The organism is Pseudomonas sp. BF-B-26, assembly GCF_019956495.1.
Lineage (GTDB): Bacteria > Pseudomonadota > Gammaproteobacteria > Pseudomonadales > Pseudomonadaceae > Aquipseudomonas.
Window position 1 is genome coordinate 1 of the sequence record NZ_JAHBDP010000118.1, and the last position, 24,439, is coordinate 24,439.

Sequence of the window (24,439 nt, forward strand, 5' to 3'; positions counted from 1 at the left end):
AATGCGGACTGTCAGACACATTATTGGTGTTTGACCCACCGCATTCGCGAGCAAGCCCGCTCCCACATGGAATCTCATAACAACAATAAAAAGCATTATTCAGAGGCTGAATGCCATGGCCGCACCCGCCCTGCCGCTCTCCCACGACGCCATCATTCAGGACTCCTGGTCCCGATGCCGCGCGTTCGGCCTCAATCATCAGAGCGCCCCGGCGTTCGATCAGCTGCCGGCCGAGGGCATTGCGCAATTGCTGGAGAGCCAGCACTCACTGGTGCAAACCACTCACCAGGAAGTCCTGCCGTATTACGAGAACATCCTCAGCAACTCCAACTGCCTGATCATGCTCGCCGACAATCAGGGCCAGGTGCTGACTTCCTGGGGCACCCAGCGTTTTATCGAGCCGAGCCTGACCCGCGGTTTCAGCGCTGGCGCCAGTTGGATGGAGCGTTGCAGCGGCACCAATGCGATCGGCACCGCGCTGGCCTGCGAGCAGGCGGTGCACATCGAGCACGATGAACATTTCCTCAAGGCCAACCGTTTCATGACCGGTTCCGCCGCACCGATTTTCGATGCCGAACGCAAGGTCATCGCGGTGCTGGATGTGTCCAGCGACAGCTACCTGCCGCCGTCCCACACCCTCGGCATGGTCAAGATGATGAGTCAGACCGTGGAAAACCGGCTGATCCTCAACCTGTTCCATGGCCAACATTTCCAGCTGACCTTCAACACCGGGCTGAATAACCTCGACAGCCAATGGGCCGGGCTGCTGATCTTCGATGAAACCGGCCAGGTGCTGTCGGCCAACCGCAGGGCTGACAATCTGCTGGGCATCAGTCTGTCGCGGGTCAGTGTCGAAAGCCTTTTCAAGGTCTCGCTGCTGGAGTTGTTGAACCAGCCGGACGGCCTGCCGTTTGCCTTGCAAACCTCAGGGCGCAACCGCTTTCAGTGCCTGTTGAAGCGGCCGAAACAGGCAGTGATTCAGGCGCGGCAATTTTCTGAAACAAAGAGCACAGAACCCAAGAGCGCCGAGCCCACGGTGGCGACACCGCAAGCGATCAGCCTCAATACCCTGCATTTCGGTGACAGCCGCGTGGAAAAAGCCGTGCGCCAGGCCGAGCGGTTGCTGGAAAAAGACATTCCGCTGTTGATCCACGGCGAAACCGGGGTCGGCAAGGAAGTCTTCGTCAAAGCCCTGCATCAGGCCAGTTCGCGCAACAAACAACCGTTCATTGCCGTCAACTGTGCAGCCATCCCCGCCGAACTGGTGGAGTCCGAACTGTTTGGTTACGAGAAAGGCGCGTTTACCGGCGCCAACCAGAAAGGCAGCATCGGGCTGATCCGCAAGGCCGACAAAGGCACCCTGTTCCTCGATGAAATCGGCGATATGCCGTTGCCGACTCAGGCTCGACTGCTGCGAGTGTTGCAGGAGCGTTGCGTGCAACCGGTGGGCAGCAGCGAGCTGTTCCAGGTGGATATACGGATTATTTCGGCGACCAACCGCTCGCTGCGCGAACAGGTGCAGTTGGGGCGGTTTCGTGAGGATTTGTATTACCGGATTGGTGGTTTGACCCTGGAACTGCCGCCATTAAGAGAACGCAGTGATAAAGAGGCCTTGTTCAAACGTCTGTGGGAACAGCACCGCGAACCATCGCAGTGGGCCGGGCTGAGCCGAGAGGTGATGGAGTTGTTCAGCCGTCATCCGTGGCCGGGGAATTTGCGCCAGGTCAGCAGCGTGATGCAGGTGGCGCTGGCCATGGCCGAGGAACAACCCGTGCGGCCGGAGCATTTGCCGGATGATTTTTTTGTCGATCTGGAGATGGAACCGGTGGATTCGCCGGAGCCGTTGGCGGTGGATTTGAATGATGCAGAGGAATTGAATCGGCAGCTGCAGGCGGCTGGGGGGAATATTTCGCATCTGGCTCGGCGCCTTGGGGTTAGCCGTAATACCCTTTACAAGCGATTGCGCCAGACGGAATGACAAGTGAGCTGCACTGGCAGTGTTTCAGCTTAAGACCTTCGCGAGCCCTGTCACCGCAGCACTTGCGCTCTGCGCATAAACAAAAACCCGCACAAGGCGGGTTTTGTTTGTAGCAAACGCAGCAATCAGTCAGCCAGACGCCAGGTCGTGCCGCCCTTGCCGTCTTCCAGCACCACGCCCATCGCGGTGAGCTGGTCGCGGATTCGGTCGGATTCAGCCCAGTCTTTACCAGCACGTGCCGCCAGACGCGCAGCAATCAGCGCATCAACTTCAGCCGCATCCACCCGCCCTTCAGCGCCGGCCTGCAAGAAGTCATCCGCCTCAAGCTGCAACACGCCCAGCACACTCGCCAACTCCTTCAAACGAGCCGCCAGACCGGCCGCCGCATTGAGATCGCTCTCACGCAGACGGTTGATCTCGCGAACCATCTCAAACAGTACGGCACAGGCTTCCGGCGTACCGAAGTCGTCGTTCATCACCTGGGTGAAACGCTCGACAAAGGCTTCGCCACCGGCCGGTGCCACGCTCGGCAGGCCTTTCAACGCGTGGTAGAAACGCTCGAGTGCGCCCTTGGCGTCCTTGAGGTTGTCTTCCGAGTAGTTGATCGCGCTGCGGTAGTGGCTCGACACCAGCAGGTAACGCACGACTTCCGGGTGGTACTTTTCCAGCACGTCGCGAATGGTGAAGAAGTTGTTCAAGGACTTGGACATCTTCTCGCCATTGATGCGAATCATGCCGCAATGCATCCACGCGTTGGCGTAGGTCTTGCCGGTGGCCGCTTCGCTCTGGGCGATTTCGTTTTCGTGGTGCGGGAACTCGAGGTCGCTGCCGCCGCCATGAATATCGAAGGTCTCACCGAGGCAGCAGGTGGACATCACCGAGCACTCGATGTGCCAGCCCGGACGACCGTCGCCCCAAGGCGAAGGCCAGCTCGGTTCGCCCGGCTTGGCGCCTTTCCACAATACGAAGTCCAGCGGGTCCTGTTTGGACTCGTCGACTTCGATCCGCGCGCCGATGCGCAGGTCTTCGATTTTCTTGCGCGACAGCTTGCCGTAGCCCATGAACTTGGCGACGCGGTAATACACGTCGCCATTGCCCGGGGCGTAGGCGTAACCCTTGTCGATCAGGGTCTGGATCATCGCGTGCATGCCGGGGATATGCCCGGTGGCGCGCGGTTCCATATCCGGCTTCTGGATGTTCAGGCGCGCTTCGTCTTCGTGCATCGCCGCGATCATGCGCTCGGTCAAGGCTTCGAACGACTCGCCGTTCTCGTTGGCCCGATTGATGATCTTGTCGTCAATGTCGGTGATATTGCGCACATAAGTCAGGTCGTAGCCGCTGAACCGCAACCAACGGGTCACCAGGTCGAACGCGACCATGCTGCGGCCGTGGCCCAGGTGGCAATAGTCGTACACGGTCATCCCGCAGACGTACATGCGCACCTTGTTGCCATCCAGTGGCTTGAAGACTTCTTTGCTCTTGGTGAGCGTGTTGTAGATCGTAAGCACTTTATGTTGCCTATTTATCAAGGCCGGTCAGGCCTGTAATCACTGGCCCCACGAATCACGCAAGGTCACGGTACGGTTGAAAACCGGAGCACCTGGTTTCGAGTCCTTGATATCCGCGACGAAGTAACCTTCGCGCTCGAACTGGAAACGGTCTTCCGGCTGTGCATTGCCCAGCGAAGGCTCAGCACGACAACCGGTGAGGACTTGCAGCGAATCAGGGTTGATGTTGTCCAGGAAACTGGCGCTGTCTTCGGCCTTCTCAGGGTTGGCCGAACGGAACAGGCGATCGTACAGACGCACTTCGCATTCGACGCTGGCCGCAGCCGGCACCCAGTGAACCACGCCTTTGACCTTGCGGCCTTCAGGGTTTTTGCCCAATGTTTCCGGGTCGTAAGAGCAACGCAGTTCGACGATGTTGCCATCGGCGTCCTTGATCGCTTCGTCGGCACGGATCACGTAGCTGCCGCGCAGACGCACTTCGCCAGCAGGTTCCAGGCGTTTGTAGCCTTTTGGCGGCTCTTCCATGAAGTCTTCACGGTCGATGTAGATCTCACGGGCGAACGGCAGAACGCGCACGCCCATGTCTTCTTTCGGGTGGCACGCCAGTTCGAGGTTCTCGACCTGCCCTTCCGGGTAGTTGGTGATCACGACTTTCAGCGGACGCAACACGCACATGGCACGCGGAGCGCTGTGGTCGAGGTCGTCACGGATGCTGAATTCGAGCATGCCGAAGTCGACCACGCCGTCGGAACGGTTGGTGCCGATCATTTCGCAGAAGTTGCGGATCGATTTCGGCGTGTAACCACGGCGGCGGAAGCCGGACAGCGTGGACATGCGCGGATCGTCCCAGCCATGAACGTGCTTTTCATCGACCAGTTGCTTGAGCTTGCGCTTGCTGGTGATGGTGTAGTTCAGGTTCAGACGGCTGAATTCGTACTGACGCGGTTGCGCCGGCACGGGCAGGTTCTCGAGGAACCACTCGTACAGCGGACGATGGCTTTCGAACTCCAGGGTGCAGATCGAGTGGGTGATGCCTTCGATGGCGTCCGACTGACCGTGGGTGAAGTCGTAGTTCGGGTAGATGCACCACTTGTCGCCAGTCTGGTGGTGATGCGCGTGACGGATGCGATACATGATCGGGTCGCGCAGGTTCATGTTCGGCGAGGCCATGTCGATCTTGGCCCGCAGTACGCGTGCGCCGTCCTTGAATTCGCCAGCCTTCATGCGGGCGAACCAGTCCAGGTTCTCTTCCACGGAGCGATCACGGAACGGGCTGTTCTTGCCCGGTTCGGTCAGCGTGCCGCGATATTCCTTGGCCTGTTCAGGGCTCAGGTCATCGACGTAGGCCTTGCCGGCCTTGATCAGTTCAACGGCCCAATCGTGCAACTGGTCGAAATACTGCGAGGCGTAGCGCACTTCACCGGACCATTCGAAGCCCAGCCACTTGACGTCGCTTTCGATCGCGTCGATGTATTCCTGGTCTTCCTTGGCCGGGTTGGTGTCGTCGAAACGCAGGTGCGTGACACCGCCAAATTCCTGGGCCAGGCCGAAGTTCACGCAAATCGACTTGGCGTGACCGATGTGCAGGTAGCCGTTGGGCTCAGGCGGGAAACGGGTGACGATCTGCGTGTGCTTACCCGAGTCCAGGTCCGCCTGGATGATCGGGCGCAGGAAATTGACCGGCACGGCAGGGCCGGTCTTGGAATTCGAGGTAGGGTCGACAGTGGGCTTGCTCATAGGATCCTTGAACGTACAAGTGCGCGGCCAGTTGGCCAAATCAAAGCGGCGGTTAAAACAAAGGGGCTTATCATAGCCGATGCCGTCAAGCCGCTGACAGCGCAGGGCAAAAAACGGCTGCATTTAATCGGATGCAAATGAAAAACAGCCTCGAAATTCGCGCCCGGCACGCTAAACTGCGCATCTTGGCCAAAATTGGCCGGACCGGTTGAGGGCTTCAACGCCCCGAAACCCACGAATTATTTGAATGAGTACCGATCATGACCCAAGTCAAACTGACCACCAACCATGGCGACATCGTCCTGGAACTGAACGCTGAGAAAGCCCCGATCACCGTGGCCAACTTCATCGAGTACGTCAAAGCCGGTCACTACGAAAACACCGTTTTCCACCGCGTCATCGGTAACTTCATGATCCAGGGCGGCGGTTTCGAGCCAGGCATGAAAGAAAAGAAAGACAAGCGCCCAAGCATCCAGAACGAAGCCGACAACGGCCTGCCGAACGTGAAGTACAGTGTTGCCATGGCCCGCACCATGGAGCCGCATTCGGCTTCCGCCCAGTTCTTCATCAACGTCGCTGACAACAGCTTCCTGAACCACAGCGCCAAGACCACTCAGGGCTGGGGTTACGCCGTGTTCGCCAAGGTCGTTGAAGGCACCGACGTGGTCGACAAGATCAAAGGTGTTTCCACCACCATGAAGTCCGGCCACCAGGACGTACCCGCAGAAGACGTGATCATCGAGAAAGCCGAGATCATTGAGTGATACTGCTGATTTCAGACTTGCATCTGGAAGAGGAGCGCCCGGACATCAGCCGGGCGTTTCTGGATTTGCTCGCCGGACGCGCCCGCTCGGCGAGTGCGTTGTACATCCTGGGCGACTTTTTCGAGGCGTGGATTGGCGACGATGCCATGACGCCGTTCCAGCGTTCCATCTGCCAGGCCCTGCGCGAACTCAGCGACAGCGGCACGGCCATTTTTCTGATGCACGGCAATCGCGACTTCATGCTCGGCCAGGCCTTCTGTAAACAGGCCGGCTGTACATTGCTGAAAGACCCGAGTGTCGTGCAGTTTTATGGCGAGCCGGTGCTATTGATGCACGGCGACAGCCTCTGCACCCGCGACGAGGCTTATATGAAGCTGCGTCGCTATCTGCGTAATCCGATCACCCTGTTCATCCTGCGGCACATGCCGTTGCGGACTCGCCATAAACTGGCGCGCAAGTTGCGCAGTGAAAGCCGTGCGCAGACGCGGATGAAGGCCAATGACATTGTTGATGTCACGCCCGAAGAAGTGCCGCGGATCATGCAGGCCTACGGCGTGAAGACCTTGATCCATGGGCACACCCATCGCCCGGCCATCCACAAATTGCAGATTGGCGAACAGGCGGCCAAGCGGATTGTGTTGGGGGATTGGGACCGTCAGGGGTGGGCGTTGCAGGTGGATGAGCAAGGGTTTGCGCTGGCGCCGTTCGACTTCGCCCCGCCGCCACAACTGGCTGCCCCCACAAACTAACAGCCGAACACAAACCCGTTGTGGGAGCGGGCTTGCTCGCGAAGGTGGATTAGCATTCAACATCTTAGTTGACTGTTACACCGCATTCGCGAGCAAGCCCGCTCCCACATTGGTTCTTCACCTGACTCTAGTGGCCGGAGGCAGCAGGCCCCGCCTTCGCCGCAAACGGCGGTTTCGCCAGCCACACCAGCACAATCAAGCCCATGAACGCCCACCCCAGCAACGTGAAGTAATCCACGGTGGAGAGCATGTACGCCTGACTGGTCAGCACATGATCCAGCTGCGCATACGCCGGGTTGCTCGCCCCGCCCAGGCTGTTCAACGCCTCACGGGTAGCCGGCTCATAGGTGCTGATGCTTTCACTCATATAGGCGTGGTGCTGATCGGCCCGGCGAATCCAGATCCAGGTCGTCAGCGAGGCCGCAAAACTACCGCCCAAGGTCCGCAGGAAAGTCGCCAGGCCTGCGCCGTCGGCGATCTGGCTCGGTGGCAGGTCCGACATCAGAATGCTCAAGGTCGGCATGAAGAACAGTGCCACGCCAATCCCCATGAACAGCTGCACCAGGGCGATGTGCTGGAAGTCCACTTCGTTGGTAAACCCGGCACGCATGAAGCAGCTCAGGCCGATCGCCAGGAACGCCAGGCCGGCCAGCAGCCGCAGGTCGAACTTGTGCGCGTACTTGCCGACAAACGGCGACATCAGCACCGGCAGAATCCCGATCGGCGCCACCGCCAGTCCCGCCCAGGTCGCCGTGTAACCCATCTGGGTTTGCAGCCACTGCGGCAGGATCAGGTTGATTCCAAAGAACCCGGCATAACCCAACACCAGCACAATCGTGCCGATGCGGAAGTTGCGATAAGCGAACAGCCGCAGGTTGACCACCGGGTGCTTGTCGGTCATTTCCCAGATCACGAACACCGCCAGCGCTATCACTGAAATAGCCGCGCCGATGAGGATGAAGTTCGACTCGAACCAATCCAGGTCGTTACCCTTGTCGAGAATCACCTGCAAGGCGCCGACGCCAATGATCAGCGTGATCAAACCGACGTAATCCATCGGCTGATAACTGGTTTCCACCGGCCGTGCCTTAAGTTGCGAGCGCACCACCATCACCGCGAAAACACCGATCGGCACGTTGATAAAAAAGATCCACGGCCAGCTATAGCTGTCGGTAATCCAGCCGCCGAGGATGGGGCCGGCAATCGGCGCCACCACCGTCACCATCGCCAGCAACGCCAGGGCCATGCCGCGCCTGGCCGGCGGATAGACGGCAATCAGCAGCGTTTGCGTCATCGGATACAGCGGACCTGCCACCAGACCTTGAAGCACCCGAAAGCCAATCAGCTCCGGCATCGAGGTCGAGATACCGCACAGAAACGAAGCCAGCACGAACAGAATCGTCGCCCAGAGAAACAGCTTCACCTCGCCGAAGCGCCGGCTGAGCCAACCGGTCAACGGCAGCGCGATGGCGTTGCTCACGGCGAACGAGGTAATCACCCACGTGCCCTGCTCCGAACTCACGCCCAGGTTGCCGGAAATCGTCGGCAGCGCCACGTTGGCGATGGTGGTGTCGAGCACTTGCATGAAGGTCGCCAGCGACAGGCCAATGGTGCTGAGCAGCAGACTGGGCGGCGTGAAAGACGCGTTATTGCTCATTGCGAATCCTTTGAAACCTGATTGGCGCTGCGCCTGTTACAGACGCAGCTGACCTTGTGGGAGTGAGCCTTTGTGGCGAGGGCGCTTTTGTGGCGAGGGGATTTAGCGAAACGTCGCACCGCCCCGTTGGGTCGCGAAGCGGCCCTGAACCTGTGACTGCGGTATCTCAGAAAAACCGCATTCACCGGTTTGCGACTGCTTCGCAGCCGAACGGGGTGGTGCGGCATTCCGATAAATCCCCTCGCCACAAAAGCTCCCTCACCAAAGAGGCTCCCTCACCACAAAGGCTCACTCTCACAGGGTCGGTGTGATGACTGATCAGCGTTGAGCGGTTTTGCTGACCGCAGCGCTGTTGTCGTGGATCAACTGAGTGATCATCGCGTCGGCCTCGGCCAACTGACGGTCATACACATTGGTGCTGAACGAGGCCTTTTGCGGCGGCTGTTGCGCCAGCACCGGGCCGCTCTGGTCACGCAGGTTCACATCGACCTGAGTCGACAGGCCGACCCGCAACGGGTGCTTGGCCAGTTCTTCGGCGTTGATGTGAATCCGCACCGGCACCCGCTGGACGATCTTGATCCAGTTACCGGTGGCGTTCTGCGCCGGTAGCAAGGCAAACGCGCTACCGGTGCCAGCGCCGAGGCTGTCGATGGTGCCGCTGAACTTCACGTCACTGCCGTACAGGTCGGCTTCGATGTCCACAGGCTGCCCGATACGCATGTCACGCAGCTGGGTTTCCTTGAAGTTGGCGTCGATCCACAGCTGATCCAGCGGAATCACCGCCATCAAGGCGGTGCCCGGCTGGACGCGTTGGCCCAGTTGTACCGAGCGCTTGGCCACGTAACCGGTGACCGGCGCGATCAAGGTGCTGCGGGAGTTGTTCAAGTAAGCCTGACGCAATTGCGCGGCAGCGGACATCACGTCCGGGTGCGACGACACCACGGTGTCATCGACCAGCGCGCTGGTGGTTTTCAGTTGCTGTTTGGCGTTGGCCAGGGCGTTTTGCGCCGAGGTCAGGTCGTCGCGAGCATGGGACAGTTCTTCCTGGGAAATCGCCCCGCCAGCGGCGAGGTTTTTCCGGCGATTGAAGTTGTCCTGAGCCTTTTGTACTTCGGCCTGCTGCGCATTGACCTGGGCTTTCATGCCGTCGACGTTGCTGTACAAGCCGCGAACCTGACGCACAGTGCGGGCCAGATTGGCCTGGGCACTTTGCAGACCGACTTCGGCGTCGTTCGGGTCGAAGTTGATCAGCACCTGGCCTTCATGAACCAGGTCGCCATCGTCGGCACCGATGCTGACTACGGTGCCAGTGACCAACGGAGTGATTTCCACCACGTTGCCATTCACATAGGCGTCGTCGGTGCTTTCGTTCCAGCGCCCGTAGAATTCGTGATAACCCCAGACGCCGATACCGGCGAGGATCACCACGATTGCGAGCATTACCAGCATGACTTTGCGTTTGCGCGGGTTGCTGGTGTCTTGTGCGTTGTCAGGGGTTGGTGTCGTTTCGGCAGTGGCCATGACAAATACCTCGAATTAGTTGTACTGCGTGGCTGGGGCTGCGTTGGCTGCGGTCAGGGTCTCGCCCTGGAAGCCACCGCCCAGCGCCTGCATCAGTTGGATCGACAGGTCGATCTGCTCGGCATTCAGGTTGGCCAGTTGACGCTGGGCCTGGAGCAGTTGCTGCTCGATGCTGAGCACGTCCAGGTAATTCCCGATGCCGGAACCGTAGCGCTGGACCACGGTGTTGTATGAATCCTGGGCAATGTCGGTGGCGCGCTGCTGCGTCCCGATCTGCCGGCCGATATCGCGCAACTGGTTGATGGTGTCGCTGACATCGCCCAGGGCTTTCACCAGGCTTTTGTTGTACTGCGCCACCGCGAGGTCGTAATCGGCGTCGCGGGAATCGAGGTCGGCGCGCAGGCGGCCGCCGTCGAAAATCGGCACCGAGATCGTTGGTGCAATGTTGAAGAAGCGACTGGCCGAACCGAACATCGCATCGCCCAGCAACGACTCGGCACCGGCCGCGGCGCTCAGGTTGAGGTTGGGGTAAAAGCGGGTTTTGCCGGCGTCGATGTTCTTGCTCGCCGCCTCGACCCGCCAACGCGCAGCCACCAGGTCCGGACGACGACCGAGCAACTCGGCCGGCAGCACCGACGGCAACGCCACGGCGCTGGCCTGGAGGATTTTCGGCCGGGCGATTTCATTGCCGCGATCCGGGCCTTTGCCGAGCAGGACGGCCAAGGCGATTTTCGCGCTTTGCAGGCGTTTTTCGGCGTCGATCAAGCTGGCTTCGGACGTGGCTTCCAGGCTTTCGGTTTGCTGGAACTGGTATTGGCTGTCGATCCCCGAGCTCAGGCGACGCTGGCTCAGGTCGAGCATTTGTTTGGTGCGTTTGAGGTCTTCACTGGCCAGGTCGTAGACGATATGCGCCTGACCCAGATCGCTGTAGGCGCGAGCGACGTCGGCGGACAACGTCAGCTGAGCGGCCTGTTGATCGACTTCGGCAGCACGGGCCTGACCCAATGCGGCTTCCCAGGCATCACGCTGACCGCCCCAGAGGTCGAAGTTGTAATTGAAACTGGCGCTGAGGTTGCGCACGGTGGAGTACGTGCCGCCCTGCCCGCTCGGGTCCTGATCCCGGGCCAGACGCGAACGGCTGACACCAGCGCTGGCATCAAGAGTCGGCATGCGCGCGGCATCCGCTGCATAAGCGGCGGCGCTGGCCTGGTGGGCGCGGGCGTCGGCAATTTGCATGTCGGGGCTGTCGTGCAGGGCTTCGCGGATCAAGCCGTCGAGCTGTGGGTCGCCGAGGCTTTTCCACCAATCGCTTTTCGGCCAGGCCGCGGGCGACAGAGTCACCCCGCTGAGGGATTGCCCGGCCTTGAGGGTTTTCGCATCCAGGCTTTTGCCTTCGGTGGTCAGGCCGCTGTAGCTGGCGCAACCGGCCAGGGTCATGGCCGCCAGCACCAGGCTCAGGCCGGTACGCAAGGTTTTACTGCTCATTTGTCACCTACCCGCAGCAGGGTGATCGAGTCACCGGCTGCCACCAGAATTTTCTTGAGGATCTGTTCCAGGGTTTTCAATTCCTCTGGGGTGATCGCGCCAGCCAGTTCATTCATGGCGTCGGCGCCGATCTCCGGCAGACGGTCAGTCAACTGCTGGCCTTGTTCGGTCAACACCAACTGAACCTGACGGCGATCCGCCTCGGAGCGTTGGCGGGCGAGGAAGCCTTTCTGTTCCAGACGATCGAGCATGCGGGTCATCGATCCGCTGTCCAGCGACAGGTGACGGCACAGCTCGGCCGGGGTATCGACGCCGAACTGGGCCATGATGATCAGCACTTTGAACTGCGCGGCGGTGATGCCGTGGGGTTCCATGTGCGTGTCGATGATCCGGTCCTTGAGCAGCGCAGCGCGCCCGAGCAGGAGGCCGAGATGACACGTGTGGAATTCGTCTGGGGTGAAATGCTTCATCTGACCACCGATTAGCTGCCTAGGCAGAGAATGTATGTCGAGATGTTACTGCCTAGGCAGCGAATGTCAACGTAATAGTTAGGCTGCTTGCTATTTAGTTGATAAATGGCGCAGGAAAGTTGCTTCGGATCGATGATCGCAGCGCGCCCTTCGCGAGCAAGCCCGCTCCCACATTTGATCTGCGGCGTAACACAAATCCAATGTGGGAGCGGGCTTGCTCGCGAAGGCAGCGACTCGGTTTTAGAGATGGCGAGGCTTAGAAATCCCGCTTGTAGAAGATGTCCAGCGAACTGGCCACGCCGCCCGCCGCTTCGAGGTAGACCTTCTTGCTCAGCTTGTAACGCAAGGCGATGGTGTTGGCCGGCTCGAACACGCCAACCCCATAACGCAGGCTGAGCTTCTCGGAGATATTGCCGCTGGCGACCACGCTGGTGGCGTTGCCGCTACCCTCGGTATCGAGCTGGAAATCCTGAATCCCCAGGTTTTTCGCCAAGCCGCTGGTCACTCCCGAACTGCCCATCAACCCCAACCCGAGCGCGGCCTGGGCGAGCATGTTGTTGTCTTCACCGTTACTGGCCAACGGACGCCCCAGCACCAGATAGGACAAGGCCTGCTCCTGGCTCATCGCCGGCTCGGAGAAGATCTGTGTGGTCGGCTGCTCCGCGCTGCCGCTCAGGCGAATGCCGGCGATCACGTCGTCGGTCTGGCGAATCGCTTCGATGTCCAGATACGGCTGATCGATCGGGCCGGCAAACAGCAAACGCGCCCGGCGCACGGTCAACCGCTGACCGTAGGCACGATAACGCCCATCGTTGAGCCAGAGCTCGCCGCGGGTATCCATGTTGTCGCCGATGTGCACATGACCTTGCAGGTTGGCGGTCAGGCCAAACCCGGCGAAGCTGAGTTTGTCCTGCCCGACCACCACATCGATGTCCATCGCCATGGCCATCGGGGGTTTGCCCTCTTCGGTCTGCTGGCCGACGATCACCGTGTCATCGGACACCTTGACCGTCGATGGCGGCAACTCGCGCACGGTGATCTCGCCTTTTGGCACCAGCACCTTGCCGACGATCGCCAGTTTGTCGTCCTTCATCGAAATCTTCAGATCCGGCGCCACTTCCAGCTTGGCGTAGGGCTCGACGGTGACGGGCAATTGCGTGCCTTTGAGCGCCAGATCCACCACCAATGCCTGACCCCAGGCGATGTTGCCGCTCAAGGTGCCCTGCCCGGTCTTGCCGCTTTTCCAGCCGCCGTTCAATTGCACGGTTTCGCCAGCAATCACGGCTTGAAGTTGCAGCGCTTCGAGGTCCATCGGCAGTTCAGGCCCGGAAATCTCGCCGTCGCTGAGCAGTAGATTGCCGTTGACCTGCGGCGCCAGCAGCGTACCGGCGAGCGTGCCGCTGCCATTCAAGCGTCCGGTCAGTTTCTCGACCATCGGCACGAATGGCCGCGCCACCGACAGATCCAGACCACTCAGGCGGAACGAGCCGGTCAGTGGTTTGTCCTTCGGCAACGGATTGATCTGCGCCTGGAGCATCAGCTCACCGAGCTTGCCGCCGACAAAATTGAGGTCAGTGTCGATGCGCTTGGGCGTGAGTTTGCTGTTGAGTTTCAGGGTCTGGTACGGGAAGTCCAGCCACTGGTCCTTTTCCTTGATGCGCAACGTGCCGCCGCTGGCATCGACGCTGATCTGGCCGTTCGGGCCGCTGGCCGGCAGGTCCAGTTGCAGGTCGGCGTTGAGCCGGCCCTTCCAGGCGAAATCCTTGGGCAACCACTGCGCCAGGCTGTCGATCGGGAACTGTTTGAGGTGATAACGCAGCTTCGGCTCAGGCATCAGGCGCTGATCCTCGCCGCACAGGCTGGCCGGGCCGGACGTCCAGCAGTGAGCGCCAAAATTGATCTTGCCGTCCGCCAGCCGCTCCAGCCTCGCCGGACCTTGCAGCTTCCAGTCCTGCCCCCCAGCCTGGATATCGCCGCTGGCCAGGCGCCCACGCCAATTGCCTTGGTCCAGATTGCCGTCGAGGCCGAGGGCGAGTTTCAGCTTCGACCCTTGCAGGTCGAGGGTGAGTTTCTGGTTTTTGATATCGCCCTGGCCGCTGGCGGTCAGCGTGCCCAGCGACGTTTCACCAGCCTGAATGCCGCTGCCCTTGAGGTCGATTTTCGCCCGTTGCGCACTGTCGAGGGTGGCGTCCAGATTCAGGCTTTGCAGGCGATTGTCTTCGAAGGCCAGTTGCGTGCCTTGCAGTCCGAGCTTGCCTTGCGGGGCCTTGAGTGTCCCGGCGACATCGACGCGACCATTGAGCTGGCCGCGCAGTTGCGGCCACAGCTGAGCCAGGCGCGGTAGCTTGATATCGATCTGGCCGGCGAGCTTCTGTTGCAGGCTGCCCTTGCCGTTGATGCTGTTGTCGCCAAGGCGAATTTGCAATGCGCTGAGGTTCCATTGCTCGCCACCGCCATCGGCTTTGGCCTGGATTACTGCCGGTTGGCCGCGCAGTTTGCCTTTCAAGTCGAGATCAGCAGTCAGGCTGAGTTTTTCATTCTTCATCTCGCCCTTGCTGCGCAACGGTCCGGCCAGGGTGCCCGGCAACTCCGCGACCCAGTACGCCGGGTTGATCGCCGACAGGTCCAGCGCGGTGTCCCAGGCAATGCCGTCGGCGAATTGCAGGTTCAGGTGCCCTTCGGCCTTGCCCTGCCCGGCTTCGAGTTGAATTTGTTGCAGGTATATTTTCGTCAGGTCGCCGCTGAACGGGCTGGTCAGGCTGAACGCCCCGGCCGGGCCGTCGAGTGCGGCTTTGAAGCTGCCCAGGTATTTACCGTCGGTGTAGGAGACTTCACCGTTGAAACTGCGCAACGCCACTTCGGGCTCGTCGATCAGTGGATAGAGGCTGTGCCACGGGAAATCCAGCCAGTCGATCTTGGCATCGGCGCTCAGGCCTTTGCTCCAGTCGAGGTTGCCGGTGAGTTTCAGGCTTTGCTTGTCGTTGGCCGTGAGGTCCAATCCGGCGATCTGAGCCCCATTAGCATCGACCTTGCCTTGCAGCAGCAACGCGACCGGGCCTTTTTCCCCAGGCAACGTGGCTTTGCCGAGCAACTGGTAACCGTTTTTCAGGTTGCCATCGCCGGTGAGTTCCAGTTGGTTGAGTTGCAGGGTGTCCGGCAGATCGGCACCAGGCTTGAAGCCGTCAGCGGTGATCCGCACTTTGGCCGGCAGGTTTTCCACCAGCGGTTGCAGTTCGCCGGTCAATTGTCCGTTCAGGTAACCGCTGCTGTCGGCTTTCAGGTTCAGGGTTTTCAACAGATCGCCGTCGACCTTCAGGGCCAGCGCCCAAGGCCCGGTGCCGGGAGCTGGCAGGGTCAGTTTGCCTTCGGCCGTGAGCGGCCAGTTACCGCTGGGTTGCAGCAGACCTGAAAGATTCAGGTTCAGGTCATCCCTTTGCAAATGAACGGAATCGATCTGCAAACCGTTGGCTGTCCAATGCGCCGCCAGTTGCAGGCCTTTGAGTTCTTCGCTGCCGTTAAACAGCAGGCTGCCGACCTGGACATCGCCCAGCTCGATGGCCAAGGGCAACTTCAGATCCGGGAGACTGATCGGTCCGCTGCTTTCTTCTTCCGCGCCGGGAGGAAATTGCAGGCTGACCTGATCGGCTTTCAATTGCTCGATGCACAGGGTCATGCGCGTCAGGCACAGCGGCGACCAGGCGAAAATCACCTTGTCCAGCTCAACCCGGCTGCTGTCCTGCTGCCACAGCACATGGTCGGCACTCCACTGTCCGCCCAAACGGCCCTGGAAGTTCTCGACGGTCAAACCCGGCACAAAGCCGAGCGCCCAACGACTGCCCGTCGCCGTGCCGAGCACTGTGGCCACGGTCAAAACGACCAGCATCAGCAGCGCCAGAATCGCCAACAGCGTTATCTTCAAACCACGATTCACAGCTCAGGCCCCATGGAAAAGTGCAGTCGAATGCCGCCCTCGTCGTCCATCGCATGGGCCAGGTCGAGGCGTATCGGCCCCACCGGCGAGACCCAGCGCACGCCGATACCGACGCCGGTCTTGAGGTTCGGCAGTTCGAGGGTATTGAAGGAGTTGCCCTGATCGATGAAGGTCGCGACTCGCCATTTTTCGGCGATGGAGTACTGATACTCGACACTGCCGGCAATCATGTAGCGGCCACCGATGCGGTCGCCCTCGGAGTTTTCCGGGGACAGGCTCTGATAGTCGTAACCGCGCACGCTCTGATCGCCACCGGCGAAGAAGCGCAGCGACGGCGGCACCGATTTGTAGCCGTTGGTGGCGCTGCCGCCGACCTGTACCCGACCGAGGAAGCGGTGTTTGTCGAAGACCGTGGTCAAGCCTTTCACCAACGCGGTGCCGTAAATCAGGTTGGTGTCGGAACCCAAACCTTCCTTGGCCACTTTGGTCTCGAATCCCAGGCGATAACCGTTGTGCGGATCGATCCGGTTATCACTTTTAAGGTAGGAATAGTTGACGCCAGGCATCAGCAACGTGCTGAGCCCCGAGTCGTCGCCGAGCCTGTATTCCTCGCGCTGCCACTTGAGCGATACCACTCGCTGCCAACCGCTGGGCAGCTTGCTGTGCCACTCGGGGCCGAGGGTCAGCAGTTTGCTGAGGGAGTCCTTGTCGGCAATTTCTTCATTCTGATAGCCACCGGCGAACCGCAGCTTGTCGGTCAGCGGTGGGTCCAGGGGAATGTCGTAGAACACACCGACGTTCTGCCGAGGCGCCGAAACTTCGGTCTCCCAGCCATAGCTGTGCCCCTGAGGGCTGACCCAGTGCCGGGTCCAGTTGGCCTTGATCCGTGGGCCGACGTCGGTGGAAAAACCCAGCCCGAGGCCCATGGTCCGTGGTTTGCGGGTTTCGAGTTTGACGTCCACCGGGATCACGTCGTTCTTGGACGACGTTGGCGCTGCATCTACCCGCACGCTTTCGAAATAGCCGCTCGATTGCATGGCCTGATTGAGTTCGGCGATCAGTTCGGAGTCATAAGGCGCGCCGGCCTTGAATGGCACCATGCGCAGCAGCAGGTCTTCGTCGAACGGCGTGTCACCTTCGAAACTGACCTTGCCCAGTGAATAGCGCGGGCCGCTGTTGTAGATCAGTTCGATGTCGGCAACGCCGGCTCGCGGGTCGACCAACAATTTCTGGCTGCTGAAATAACCACTGAAAAAGCCATAGCGCGAAGCCTGATTCTGAATCAAGCGTTTGGCGTCTTCGTAATGGCCATGGTTGAGCACTGCGCCGGTTTTCAGCGCATTGCTTTTGGGTACACGGAATGATTTGAGGGAGGCGGCCGGGCCGTCGATGCGAATAGTGACGTTGCGCAAATGCACCGGCTCGCCGGGATCGATGTTCAGCACCAGGCGCGGCGTCTTGCCGCCCTTCACATCCGAGTCGATCTGCGGCTGGTAATAACCCAAGGCCTGGGCGGCCTTGCGCGCCTGTTCTTCGGCGCCACGACTGAAGCGCAGCAAGGCTTCTTCGTCTCGATCGCCGAGGCTGCCGATATAGCCCTCTATATTGGCTTTCAGTTCATCGTTGGACGGTTTGATCCGCACATCCAATTCACTTTGCGCCAGCGCCGCGCAGCTGGTAATCAGCATCAGCACACCGCTGGTAATTCTTCCTGGAAACTTCATAGGCGCGGATGCTATCACGAGCTTGGGAGCGTGATAGAGCCTGGCGTGCGGTGAAAGTTCTACCTTTATCCCGTTGCTGTTTGTAACACCTGCGGATTGGCGTGGAAAAACACGTGTTCGCGAATCGGTCCTACGGCGACCTCACCAATTTCCTCATAGCCCTGGCGCTTATAGAACTCCAGATAACGAGGATTCCCGGTATCGAGGATGACGCCCTCGGAATGCTCATCCACCGCGCACCAGTTATGCACCGCTTGCAGCAACTGTTCGCCAAAGTGTTTGCCCTGGAATTGCGGATGAACCCCCAGCAATGGCAGCAGGTGCACCGAATCGGACGGCACGCAAGCCATCACGGCATCGTGATACTCGAGATAGCGTCGGGTGCAGCGGAACCCGGTGCTGAGCACCATGCGCAGACGCCAGGCCCAACTCTCGGTGATGCCCAGGCGACGTTGCGGCGGCGCGATCAGCGCGATGCCGATCAACCGGTCGTTGACCAGCAGGCCGATGGCCGGCAAGTCCTGAAGAAAGTGTTGCTTGACCAGTTCGCGCACGGTGGCCCGGACCCGTTGCTCATAACCGGGACGCTCCGCTTCGAACAGGTAGCCGAACGTCGGCTCATGCCGGTAAGCCTGGTACAACAGCGAACGTGCTTCGCGGGAATAGCCGCTGTCGAGCATGTGAATATCGGCGATGACGGTCGAGGTTTCGGGCATAACGGTAGATCTCCCCGGGGCACAGCTCAAAATGGCGGTGCTCTTATTGGTACGAGCCTGTGGGTGGTAATACAGTTCCCCCAACAGGTATAGACCAAGGCTGGTTCTTCATCGACTGGACTGGCCTCTTCGCGGGCAAGCCACGCTCCCACAGGTTTTTTGGCGTACACAAAATTTTTGTTCGCTGGAGAACCCTGTGGGAGCGGGCTTGCCCGCGAAGAGGTCCTCACTGCCAATATAGATCTGACAGAACACAGTGAATCCCCTCACCCCAACACTGGCCCCATTCCTACATGTCAGCTAGCATCGCCCTTTTACCAGGACTGCCGACCATGAAGATCGTCTCCTTCAACATCAACGGGCTGCGCGCTCGCCCTCATCAGCTGGCGGCGCTGATCGAAAAGCATCAGCCCGATGTGATCGGACTGCAGGAAACCAAGGTTCACGACGACCAGTTCCCGCTGGCCGAGGTTCAGGCGCTGGGCTATCACGTGTATTTCCACGGTCAAAAAGGTCACTACGGCGTGGCCCTGCTCTCGCGTCAGGAACCCATCGCGCTGCACAAAGGTTTCGTCACCGATGAAGAAGACGCTCAGCGCCGCTTCATCTGGGGCACGTTCGCCGACGCCAATGGCGTGCCAGTGACCATCATGAACGGCTATTTCCCACAGGGCGAAAGCCGCGATCACCCCACCAAGTTCCCGGCCAAGGAACGCTTTTACAGCGATCTGCAACAATTGCTGGAAAGCCAGTTCAGCAACGATCAGCCGCTGGTGGTGATGGGCGACGTGAACATTTCCCCAGAAGACTGCGACATCGGTATCGGCCCGGACAACATGAAACGCTGGCTGAAAACCGGCAAATGCAGCTTCCTGCCGGAAGAACGCGAGTGGATGGCCCGCTTGAAGAACTGGGGCCTGGTGGACAGCTTCCGCCACTTGAACCCGGAGGTGGCCGACCGTTTCAGCTGGTTCGACTACCGTAGCCGCGGTTTTGAGGATGAGCCCAAGCGTGGGCTGCGGATTGACTTGATCATGGCGTCCCACGGGTTGTTGCCACGGGTCAAGGATGCAGGTGTGGATTACGAATTGCGCGGGATGGAAAAGCCGTCGGATCATGCGCCGATCTGGCTTGAATTGAGCTGATCTCTGCCTTTCGACATAGCTCACCTGTGGGAGCGGGCTTGCTCGCGAAGGCGTCGTGTCAGTCAACATCAATGTTGAATGATAAACCGCCTTCGCGAGCAAGCCCGCTCCCACATTGAGCAACTGTCATCTTTCAGAAACCTTACTGACTTATTCTCCCGGCACTTCCTTTGGCTTGTAAGGTGCTGGCATGACGCTGCGCGTGTTGTTCCTGTTGATGCTGTGTGCCTGGCTGCCGCTGGCGGCGTCGGCTGGCGCGTTGCCGACCCCCGAGGCTGCCCCGGTGCTGCGCATCCAGGGTTCCAACACCATCGGCGCGGCATTGGGCCCGGCGCTGGTTGAGGGGTTGATGCGCGAACAGGGCCTGCTGAAGATTCACAGCGAAGCCCCGGACACAGCCAACGAGCTGCGCGTCATCGGCGAAACCGTTCAGGGCCGCCGGGTCGCGGTGGACATTGCGGCCCACGGTTCCAGCACCGGTTTCACCGCCCTGAAAACCACCACCGCCGACCTCGCCGCCTCCTCGCGCCCGATCAAGGACAGCGAACGGGCAGACCTTGCACGCTTGGGCGACTTTAAAAGCGTCGGCGCCGAGCAGGTCATCGCCATCGATGGCCTGGCGATCATTCTTCATCCGCAAAATCCATTGCATGAACTGAACACCGAACAATTGGCGCGAATCTTCAGCGGCGAGGCAAAAACCTGGGAAGAACTAGGCGGCAGCGGTGGGACGATTCATCTCTATGCGCGGGATGACCAATCGGGCACCTACGACACGTTCAAGGAATTGGTCCTCAGCCGTCGTGGGAAAACCCTGAGCAGCGCTGCGAAACGGTTCGAATCCAGCGAGCAATTGTCCGACGCGGTCAGCCTGGACCCGCAAGGTATTGGCTTCATCGGCCTGCCTTACGTGCGTCAGGCCAAAGCCGTGGCGATTGCCGACGGCCAATCCCAAGCCATGTTGCCGCTCAACAGCCTGATTGCCACGGAAGACTATCCGCTGTCCCGTCGGCTGTTCTTTTACCTGCCGCCCAATGGGAAAAACCCTTGGGCCGACGCATTGGTGGCGTTCGCCCAAAGCAGCAAGGGCCAGGCGATTGTCGCGGCCAATGGTTTTATCGCCCAGACCGTCCAGGCCATGACGGTCACGCCGAATGCATTGATGCCGGAGGGTTATCAGGCGCTCAGCCGTCACGCCCAGCGCCTGACCGTGAATTTCCGTTTCGAAGAAGGCAGTGCGACGCTGGACAACAAGGCCCGGCAGGACCTGTGGCGGGTGCTCGACTATATAAAGCAGCGTGACAAGACCAATCGCCAGGTGACGCTGGTGGGGTTTGGCGACGCCAAAAGTGATCCGGCGCGGGCCGATCTGCTGTCGAAACTGCGCGCCATGGCGGTGCGGCGGGAACTGGTGAAAAGCGGCGTGGTGTTTCGCGAGATTCGTGGTTTTGGCGCCGAGATGCCGGTGGCGGCCAATAGCGCGGATGAGGGGCGAATCAAGAATCGGCGGGTTGAGGTGTGGGTGTATTGAGACCCGCCCGATTCAGGCCGACCACACTGTGATCAGTGGATTGACCAGTGTGCAGGGGGATTATCTGTGACTGGGGGATTTATCTGTGACTGGGGGATTTATCTGTGGCGAGGGGATTTATCCCCGTTGGGTGGCGCAGCCACCCCATTCCAGTCACCGATGCTTCTCAGGAAGACCGCGTCAACCGGATTGACGACTGCTTCGCAGCCGAACGGGATGGTGCGGCATTCCGATAAATCCCCTCACCACAGGTTTTTAGTTGCCTCAGGATTTGCAATCAGCCAAGCAGTTTCTGCAACTGCGCCGTGGTGTCCACTGCGCCCATGGTCTTGGCGGCATCCAGCGCAGAGACGCCATTGGCGTCCTTGGCTTTCGGGTCGGCGCCTTTGCTGATCAGGTAGTCGACGATTTCCACGCGATTGAACATCGCCGCCATCATCAGCGCAGTGCGACCGTCGAAGGACGAACCTTCCACTTGCGCGCCGCCTTCAACCAGTGCCTTGACCACCGCCAGATCACCCTTGAACGCCGCGCCGGCAATCGGGCTCTGGCCATTGTCGTTGCGGATTTCCGGGTCGGCCTTGTGCTCGAGCAGGACTTTTACCGTCTCCACGTGGCCGTGGTAAGCGGCCAGCATCAGCAAGGTGTCACCCTTGTGGTTACGCAGGTTCGGCGGCAGGCCCTTGGTCAACAGCGCGGCCATCATGGCCGCATCGCCCTCACGCGCCTTGTTGAATACCTGTTCGGCAAATTCAGCGGCTTCTGCGGGGGTCATCTGGCGGCTTTGGTCTGACATTGGGCACTCCACGTTCTGTTATTCGCAAAGCCGACAGTTTCCCGAGCAGCCCCGAGGCTGTCACTTCTTTTTTCTCATGGACAGCCATAGCCACATTCAATAGCGCTGCATTCAATAACGAAAAGCGCCGCCGTGAATATCCGCCAGCAACTGCGCAGTGACCTGCACGTAAGTCTGGGTCCCTGGCAGCCAGGCATAGATCGGATCGTCGCCGGTTTTGCCGGGGTCGAAGGCTTCATCCTTAAGCCGGGTCTTCTGATATTTGAAGGTGCCCGTGGTCTCCATTTTCACCTTCACCCGCAGGAACAACGGCACCGCATAGGCGGGCATTTGCTCACGGGCGAACGCCAGCAGTTCACTGAAATCCAGGGTCGCCAGGGACTCGGCTGGCGTAATCGCCGCCATCCCGGCACGCCCGTTGGTGTTGCGGATTTCCACGCCGTAGGCCACGGCTTCGGAAATATTCGGGTGTTGCAAAAGGATGTTCTCGACCTCGGTGGTCGAAACGTTTTCGCCCTTCCAGCGGTAGGTATCGCCCAAACGGTCAACAAACTGCGCGTGACCGAAACCGATGTTGCGCAGCAGGTCACCGGTATTGAAATAACGGTCGCCCTTCTCGAACACGTCGTGCAGCACAACCTTTTCGGTCTTCTGCGGATCGGTGTAGCCATCCAGCGGTGCCTTGTCGTCGATCTTTGCCAGCAACAGCCCCTGCTCGCCTTTGGCGACTTTGCGCATGAAGCCCTTGGCATCCCGAATCGGCGCACCGCTGTCGTGGTCGTACGCCGCCAACTCCCATGACATCAGGGAAAAACCGACGGTGTTGTCAAAGTTGAGGATGTTGGTGAAACCGATGTTGCCATCGCTGGCGGCGTACAGCTCACAGATATGATTCACCCCGAATCGCGTCTTGAACTCGCCCCACGCGCCGGGGCGCAGGCCATTGCCGATCATCTTCGTCACCCGGTGCTGGCTGTCGCCGACGCTGGGCGGTTGATCCACCAGGTAGCGACACAGTTCGCCGACGTATCCGAGGGTGGTCGCGCGGTACTTGCGCACATCGTTCCAGAATTGGCTGGCGCTGAACTTGCGGCGAATGGCAAAGCCCGAGGCGCCACTGATCGCCGAGCCCCAGCACACGCACAGCCCGGTGGCGTGATAGAGCGGCAAGGTGCAATAGACGACATCCTCCGGGCGCATGTCCAGGGCGATCAGCCCGAAGCTCGCGGAGCTGCGCATCCAGCGGCCGTGCTTGAACACCCCGGCCTTGGGCAAGCCGGTGGTGCCCGAGGTGTAGATATAGAAACAAGGGTCGTCGAAAAAAACCTGCTGACCGCTGGCGGGGTTGGCGCTGGAGCTGTCGGCACTGGCGGTCATCAGGTTGATGAACCCGTCGGGCGCAATGCCCGGATGGCTGAAGGTGTCTCGATCAGCGACGAACCAGATGCGCGCCGCGTCGATCGACACCCGTTCGCGAACCGCCGAAAACGCCGGCACCAGCTCTTCTCCGACAATGATCGCCGCGGGTGCCACCAGGTTCAGGCTGTGAGCCAGGGTATCGCGGGTCTGCGAAGTATTGAGCAACGCACTGATCGCGCCAACCTTGGCCACCGCCAGGATCGTCACCAGCAGTTCCGGGCGATTCTCGATAAAGACCGCCACGACATCGCCCTTGCGGATGCCTTGGGCAATCAAATGATGGGCAATGCGATTCGCCCACTGGTTGACCTGAAAATACGTCAGCGCCACCTCGCCCTGCAGCAATGCCGGGCCATCGGGATTGCGCAATGTCGCGTGCTCAAAGCTCCAGCCCAGGCCACACGGTTGGGTCGGGTCCTTGACGTCGGCGGCTTTCATGCCTTTCACCACGCGAGGAATGGCTTTGGCAATGGAAGGTAGCTTGCGGAGCATCATGCCCCAGGTAATCGTGTCGTTCGGCGTGCGGCTCATGGTTGCTCCCGGTCGATCTTTTTATTGTTCGGGCGGCGTTGATTGAGGCCGAAAATACGTCAGCGGTTCCTGAGCTGTACACGCGGTTTTTGAAATGATTTGTATCCACGTCTGCGGCATTCGAAATGCGTGAGCTTACGCGGGGCAATTGGTTCCATCGAATCGATGTCGACCACGCAAAATGCAGGATGCACGATGGCCATTCATGCAGATTGCACGAAAGTGCAAAAACACTGAAAAGATAACTAATTGATATATAAGGATTTTTAAAAAATCAGGTGCTGGCACAATCACTGCAACTACCTCTGCATGCTTGCCATTCAAGAGCTAACGGAGCTGATAGACATGAACCTGATCCAAGAAAAATTTTCGTCCCTGTTCTCCAACTTCGAAGTGACCACCCAGCCACGTCCTGATGGTGGCATTCTGCTGACCTTGAGCAGCACCGACGGCAAAGTCTTCAAACGCTCGATTTCCTACCAGCAATTGCATGCAGGTGATCAGCTGTCCTGGGTGATCAGTGCCATACGCCGTGACATCGCCGAACAGGCCAGCGAACTGCCGCAGATTTCCATGCTGCAAAGCCAACAGCGGTTTGCCCTGCCGACGTATCACTCGGTTTAAACCGTTCCAGAGCTGTAAACAAACAGGCCGTGAGCGCTTTCGCTTCACGGCCTGTTTTGTTTCTGACGGTACGCAATTCCCTGTGGGAGCGGGCTTGCTCGCGAAAGCGGTGTATCAGACAGCATCAATGTTGAATGTTAAACCGCTTTCGCG

Annotated in this window: 17 protein-coding genes; 6 read left to right on the forward strand and 11 right to left on the reverse strand. The window is 59.8% G+C overall.

All coding sequences use genetic code 11. The features are described from left to right. Nucleotides 1–115 precede the first annotated feature (115 nt). A complete protein-coding gene (locus KGB03_RS26635) occupies nucleotides 116–1,978 on the forward strand; it encodes a sigma-54-dependent Fis family transcriptional regulator (RefSeq protein WP_223530028.1) in 1,863 nt (620 codons plus the stop codon). A 125-nt stretch (nucleotides 1,979–2,103) separates the two neighbouring features. Here KGB03_RS26635 and cysS read toward each other — a convergent pair whose 3' ends face one another. After that, nucleotides 2,104–3,486, reverse strand: a complete 1,383-nt coding sequence (gene cysS / locus KGB03_RS26640; RefSeq protein WP_218535832.1) for a cysteine--tRNA ligase — start codon at nucleotides 3,484–3,486, stop codon at nucleotides 2,104–2,106. Between the two features lie 39 nt (nucleotides 3,487–3,525). Then, nucleotides 3,526–5,223, reverse strand: coding sequence for a glutamine--tRNA ligase/YqeY domain fusion protein (locus KGB03_RS26645; RefSeq protein WP_134099155.1), 1,698 nt, complete (start codon nucleotides 5,221–5,223; stop codon nucleotides 3,526–3,528). A gap of 260 nt (nucleotides 5,224–5,483) precedes the next feature. Between KGB03_RS26645 and KGB03_RS26650 the strand changes: the two genes are divergently transcribed. Together KGB03_RS26650 and lpxH are read left to right on the forward strand one after the other, a co-directional pair. Continuing rightward, nucleotides 5,484–5,987, forward strand: coding sequence for a peptidylprolyl isomerase (locus KGB03_RS26650; RefSeq protein WP_218535829.1), 504 nt, complete (start codon nucleotides 5,484–5,486; stop codon nucleotides 5,985–5,987). Then, nucleotides 5,984–6,736: a UDP-2,3-diacylglucosamine diphosphatase gene (gene lpxH, locus KGB03_RS26655; protein WP_223530033.1), complete on the forward strand. Its 753-nt coding sequence runs from the start codon at nucleotides 5,984–5,986 to the stop codon at nucleotides 6,734–6,736. The genes KGB03_RS26650 and lpxH overlap by 4 nt, the downstream gene beginning before the upstream one ends. Before the next feature lie 127 nt (nucleotides 6,737–6,863). Here lpxH and KGB03_RS26660 read toward each other — a convergent pair whose 3' ends face one another. The 7 genes from KGB03_RS26660 to KGB03_RS26690 form a co-directional block, all read right to left on the reverse strand. Then, nucleotides 6,864–8,393: a DHA2 family efflux MFS transporter permease subunit gene (locus KGB03_RS26660; protein ID WP_218535824.1), complete on the reverse strand. Its 1,530-nt coding sequence runs from the start codon at nucleotides 8,391–8,393 to the stop codon at nucleotides 6,864–6,866. Between the two features lie 318 nt (nucleotides 8,394–8,711). Beyond that, nucleotides 8,712–9,914, reverse strand: coding sequence for an efflux RND transporter periplasmic adaptor subunit (locus tag KGB03_RS26665; protein ID WP_223530042.1), 1,203 nt, complete (start codon nucleotides 9,912–9,914; stop codon nucleotides 8,712–8,714). 15 nt (nucleotides 9,915–9,929) lie between these two features. Beyond that, nucleotides 9,930–11,399 carry an efflux transporter outer membrane subunit gene (locus KGB03_RS26670; protein WP_223530044.1) on the reverse strand — a complete coding sequence of 490 codons (1,470 nt, stop codon included), beginning with the start codon at nucleotides 11,397–11,399 and terminating at the stop codon, nucleotides 9,930–9,932. Next, nucleotides 11,396–11,869 carry a MarR family winged helix-turn-helix transcriptional regulator gene (locus KGB03_RS26675; RefSeq protein WP_033057114.1) on the reverse strand — a complete coding sequence of 158 codons (474 nt, stop codon included), beginning with the start codon at nucleotides 11,867–11,869 and terminating at the stop codon, nucleotides 11,396–11,398. The genes KGB03_RS26670 and KGB03_RS26675 overlap by 4 nt, the downstream gene beginning before the upstream one ends. Before the next feature lie 256 nt (nucleotides 11,870–12,125). Beyond that, entirely contained in the window at nucleotides 12,126–15,800 is a 3,675-nt protein-coding gene (locus KGB03_RS26680) for a translocation/assembly module TamB domain-containing protein (protein ID WP_223530046.1), read from the reverse strand. Continuing rightward, nucleotides 15,797–17,524 (reverse strand): autotransporter assembly complex protein TamA, encoded by a 1,728-nt coding sequence (locus KGB03_RS26685; RefSeq protein WP_223530048.1) that lies wholly within the window; start codon nucleotides 17,522–17,524, stop codon nucleotides 15,797–15,799. The genes KGB03_RS26680 and KGB03_RS26685 overlap by 4 nt, the downstream gene beginning before the upstream one ends. A gap of 65 nt (nucleotides 17,525–17,589) precedes the next feature. Next, the gene (locus KGB03_RS26690; RefSeq protein WP_218535816.1) at nucleotides 17,590–18,240 is read right to left on the reverse strand and encodes a GNAT family N-acetyltransferase; all 651 of its coding nucleotides are present in this window, start codon (nucleotides 18,238–18,240) and stop codon (nucleotides 17,590–17,592) included. A 332-nt stretch (nucleotides 18,241–18,572) separates the two neighbouring features. Here KGB03_RS26690 and xthA point away from each other — a divergent pair, with 332 nt between their 5' ends. Then, a complete protein-coding gene (gene xthA, locus KGB03_RS26695) occupies nucleotides 18,573–19,385 on the forward strand; it encodes an exodeoxyribonuclease III (protein ID WP_218535812.1) in 813 nt (270 codons plus the stop codon). Nucleotides 19,386–19,575: 190 nt separating this feature from the next. Continuing rightward, nucleotides 19,576–20,916, forward strand: a complete 1,341-nt coding sequence (locus tag KGB03_RS26705; RefSeq protein ID WP_223530050.1) for a substrate-binding domain-containing protein — start codon at nucleotides 19,576–19,578, stop codon at nucleotides 20,914–20,916. A gap of 277 nt (nucleotides 20,917–21,193) precedes the next feature. Here the strand turns inward: KGB03_RS26705 and KGB03_RS26710 are convergent, their stop codons facing one another. After that, the gene (locus tag KGB03_RS26710) at nucleotides 21,194–21,712 is read right to left on the reverse strand and encodes an ankyrin repeat domain-containing protein (RefSeq protein WP_223530052.1); all 519 of its coding nucleotides are present in this window, start codon (nucleotides 21,710–21,712) and stop codon (nucleotides 21,194–21,196) included. Between the two features lie 111 nt (nucleotides 21,713–21,823). Further along, complete coding sequence (locus tag KGB03_RS26715; RefSeq protein WP_223530059.1) at nucleotides 21,824–23,662, reverse strand: long-chain-acyl-CoA synthetase; 1,839 nt, start codon at nucleotides 23,660–23,662, stop codon at nucleotides 21,824–21,826. 345 nt (nucleotides 23,663–24,007) lie between these two features. Here KGB03_RS26715 and KGB03_RS26720 point away from each other — a divergent pair, with 345 nt between their 5' ends. Further along, nucleotides 24,008–24,286: a DUF3509 domain-containing protein gene (locus tag KGB03_RS26720; RefSeq protein ID WP_008146103.1), complete on the forward strand. Its 279-nt coding sequence runs from the start codon at nucleotides 24,008–24,010 to the stop codon at nucleotides 24,284–24,286. Nucleotides 24,287–24,439: the final 153 nt, after the last annotated feature.